Raw genomic sequence first — 3544 nt, 5'->3', positions numbered from 1 at the left:
GTGGGAGATGTCCGGCAGGACAGAGGGGGGCGCCGTAGAATGCCAGCCTGCGAGAGAAGCCAATTGTCTCTCCGACAGATCCCTTGCGTGGGCCTCACGGCCTTTTTCGGCAATCATTCTTAGAGCCGCGACGGCGATGTCGCGAGCCGCACCTTCATCAGCAAACGCTAGCGGCTTCGCATTCTGCCCGTCACCCGCGACAGACACCTGCCATTGGATTCTCGCACCACTGCGCGTTGCAGCAAGCCGAACATCGGCCGTCACCGAATCCAGCCCAAGTTGCCCACCGCCATCGACAATCACCGAAACCTTCGGCCCCAACCGTTGCGCAAGCCCAGCTTCTTCGATTGCAGCCCTGATCCGTTCAGCCAGTGGCCGCGGATCGGCAATCTCCTGCGGGTCGATGCCGGCCAGCGGGCCGGTCTCCACCGGCACGCCGGTGCGCACCGCGATATCAAGCGCATCGACCTCCGCCGCCAGCAGCATCGCGCTGTCCGTCGTCAGCCCACGTATCTGCAGACTGCCGCGCGCGGTGACTTCCATGATGCCATTGCCATGCCGCAAGGCGGATTCGGCTAACCCGATCAAAAGCTTCGGCGACAATCCTCCAGAAGTCGGGCCTCCAGAAGTCGGGCCTCCAGCAACCGGGTTGAGCCGCACCAAAAGCCCGTCGCCGGTTTGCATTGGCACCGACAAAGCCGGGCAGGCGCCGCGACGAGAGAAGGCGTTCATGCCGCCACCCCAAGCGCCTCGGCCTCGGCAATCATGGCCGTGAGATCGTCGTCGATGGAGTTGCGCAGGGGATGCCACAGGCCACGCCGTCGCGCCGACAGGAAGCGCTCGGCGATGACCTTGGCAGCGGCGGGGTTCTCGCGCAGGATGAAGGTGCGGACCAGTGGATCGCCGAGATAGGCGTCATGAACCGCCTCGATCAGCGTGCCCAAAATGGCGTGCGTGGTTTCGGCGAAGCCGACCAGGCGGTCGACGGTTTCGGCAAATTCGGAGGCGCCGCGTGGGCCGTGGCGCATCTGTCCCGATATGAAGCGTGGATTGACGGCGCGGGCGCGCACCACCCGCGATACGGCCTCACTGAGCGAACGCGGCTTGGGCTTTTGCGGGTCCGTGGTGTCGAGCACGATGACGTCGGCATTCCTGCCGAGCGCCGCAAGGGCTGCGGAAAAGCCGCCGATGAAGGCGACGTCGGCGGAGCCTTCGAGGATGTCGCGACCTGGGTCGTCGCCGGTGTGGACGAGAAGATCGGCCTCGGCGATGCGGGTTTCGAAGGCGCCGGGCGCGGAGACGCCTTCGCCCTCGGCGCCGCCATAGGCATGCGAGGTGGCGTCGAGATAGGCGCGGCCGATCTCTTCGCGCGCGCTCCAGTCGCCGGAGGACATGAGATCCTCGACGCCGGCGCCGTATGTGCCGGGTGAGGTGCCGAAGATGCGCGGGCTGATCTTGCCGTCAGCGCGGGTTTTGGCCGCGAGCGGGTTTTCCGTATCGTCCTCGTCGCGGGCGGCCACCGCGTTGGCGGCGGCATCGATCAGTGCGATCTGGGTCGGGAACATGTCGCGGAACAGGCCCGAAATGCGCCAGGTGACGTCGACGCGCGGCCGGCCGAGCGTGGCCGGCGGCAGCACTTCGATGCCGGTGATGCGGCCGGTCGCCGAATCCCATTGCGGCCGGCAGCCCATCAGCGCCAGGCCTTGGGCGATTTCCTCGCCGCCGGTGCGCAGTGAGGCCGAGCCCCAGAGATCGATGACCAGCGAGCGCGGCCAGTCGCCATGCGATTGCATGTAGCCGCGCACGACTTCCTCCGCCGCCGCCTTGCCCAGGTCATAGGCGGTCGGCGTCGGCATGGTCCGCGGGTCCGAGGTGAACAGATTGCGGCCGGTGGGCAAGACGTCGGAACGGCCCCGCGCGGGCGCGCCGGCCGGGCCGGCCTTAATGTGGCGGCCATCGAGCGCGGCGAGCAGCGCCGTCTTCTCGGCGTCGGCGCTCTGGCGGCGCATGGCGTCGGGCTCGTCATCGGGCGCGCGGCCATAGATATGCAGCCCGTCCTTGATGGCGAAATCCTTGAGGTCGCAGAGCCAGGCGTCGATGCGGCGCAGCGCTTCGTCCGGGGCGTCGGTCTTCCCGACGCCGGCTTCGGAGGCGAGACCGGTCTTTTGCGCGGTGTCGACGATCAGTTTCGCCAGACGGTCTCGGCGGCGGCGGTCTAGCCCGTCGGCCTGGGCATATTCATCGACCAGCCGCTCGAGCTTGTGTTGGTTTTCGTCGAGCCCGGCGCCGGTCAGCGGCGGTGGCAGATGGCCAAGGGTGACGGCGGCGATGCGGCGCTTGGCTTGCGCCGCTTCGCCTGGGTTGGAGACGATGAAGGGATAGACGACGGGCAAGGCGCCGGTGACGATCTCGGGAAAGCAGTTCTCCGAAAGCGCAACGGTCTTGCCCGGCAGCCACTCCAGCGTGCCATGCGCGCCGACATGGACCAGCGCGTGGACGCCGAGCGACTTGCGCAGCCATAGGCCAAAGGCGATCAGCGCATGGCGTGGGGGTAAAGTCGGGTCGTGGTAGTCGGCCCGGCGGTCGGCGGAGCGGCCGCGATCCGGGGCGAGGGCGATGGTGATGTTGCCGAAGGTAGCGGCGCGGAAGGGGAAGCTTCCGCGCGAGGGGGCCTCGCACAGCCCTAAGTCATCTTCTGCTGTCCCCCAAGCGGCTTCTACCGCTGTAATCGCACCCGTCGGCAATTCTGTTGAAAGAGCGAGATAATCGTCCAGCCTCAGCCCATCGTCGCTCAACCCCAGCAGCCCCAGCAACTCACGCGGCGTCTCCGGAATCCCCTCAACCCCGTAGCCCTGATCCCGCAGGTCCTGCAGAATGGCCAGCACGCTGGACGGCACGTCGAGGCCGACGGCATAGCCGGTGCGGCCGGGGGCGCTCGGATAATCCGGCATCAGGATCGCCAGCTTGCGCTCGGCGCGGGGCGTCTCCTGCAGGCGGATAAAGGCCGCGACGCGGTCAGCCACTTGCGCCACGCGATCCGGTTCCGGCCGGTTGGCGAAAGCGCGGTGGCCAAGTGCTGGATCGATCTCGCTCTCGCCCTTGAAGGAAATGGCGCCGGCCAGGATGCGGCCGTCGAGCTCGGGCAGCACGACATGCATGGCAAGGTCGGCGGGCGCCAGGCCGCGCTGGTTGTTCTCCCAGATGTCGCGGCGGGTGGTGGCGACAATGACCTGGAAGACGGGTACGCCAGCGCGGTCGAACAGGGTCTCATTGCCGGGTTCGGCGCCGGAGGCGAAAGCGGTCGCGGTGATAATGGCGGCGGGTTTCAGCGCGGCGAGTGCTGTTTCCACGAACGCCAGGGATGCCGGGTCCTTGAGGCTGGAGACGAAGATGGGGACTGGGTTGATGCCGCGCTGTCGCAGAGCTTCAAAAAGTGCGTCGATTGGCGCGACATCGGCGGCCAGCAGCATCGAGCGGTAGAACAGGATAGGCACGACCTTTCCCTCCCCCTCGAGGGGAGGGTGGCCCGCAGGGCCGGGTGGGG

2 protein-coding genes are annotated in these 3544 nt (G+C 67.4%); both read right to left on the bottom strand.

What is annotated here, in order from left to right; genetic code table 11:
• Positions 1–732: precorrin-3B synthase (gene cobG, locus EOB80_RS34100; protein WP_127332363.1), on the bottom strand; the 732-nt coding region annotated here is incomplete at its 3' end.
• The coding region (gene cobN / locus EOB80_RS34095) for a cobaltochelatase subunit CobN (protein ID WP_127332361.1) at positions 729–3544 on the bottom strand (2816 nt) is incomplete at its 5' end. The genes cobG and cobN, both read right to left, overlap by 4 nt.

The sequence above is a fragment of the Mesorhizobium sp. M7A.F.Ca.MR.245.00.0.0 genome, from assembly GCF_003997415.1.
Lineage (GTDB): Bacteria > Pseudomonadota > Alphaproteobacteria > Rhizobiales > Rhizobiaceae > Mesorhizobium.
Note: the sequence above shows the minus strand (reverse complement) of the source record. Positions and strands in the feature narration are given on the sequence as shown.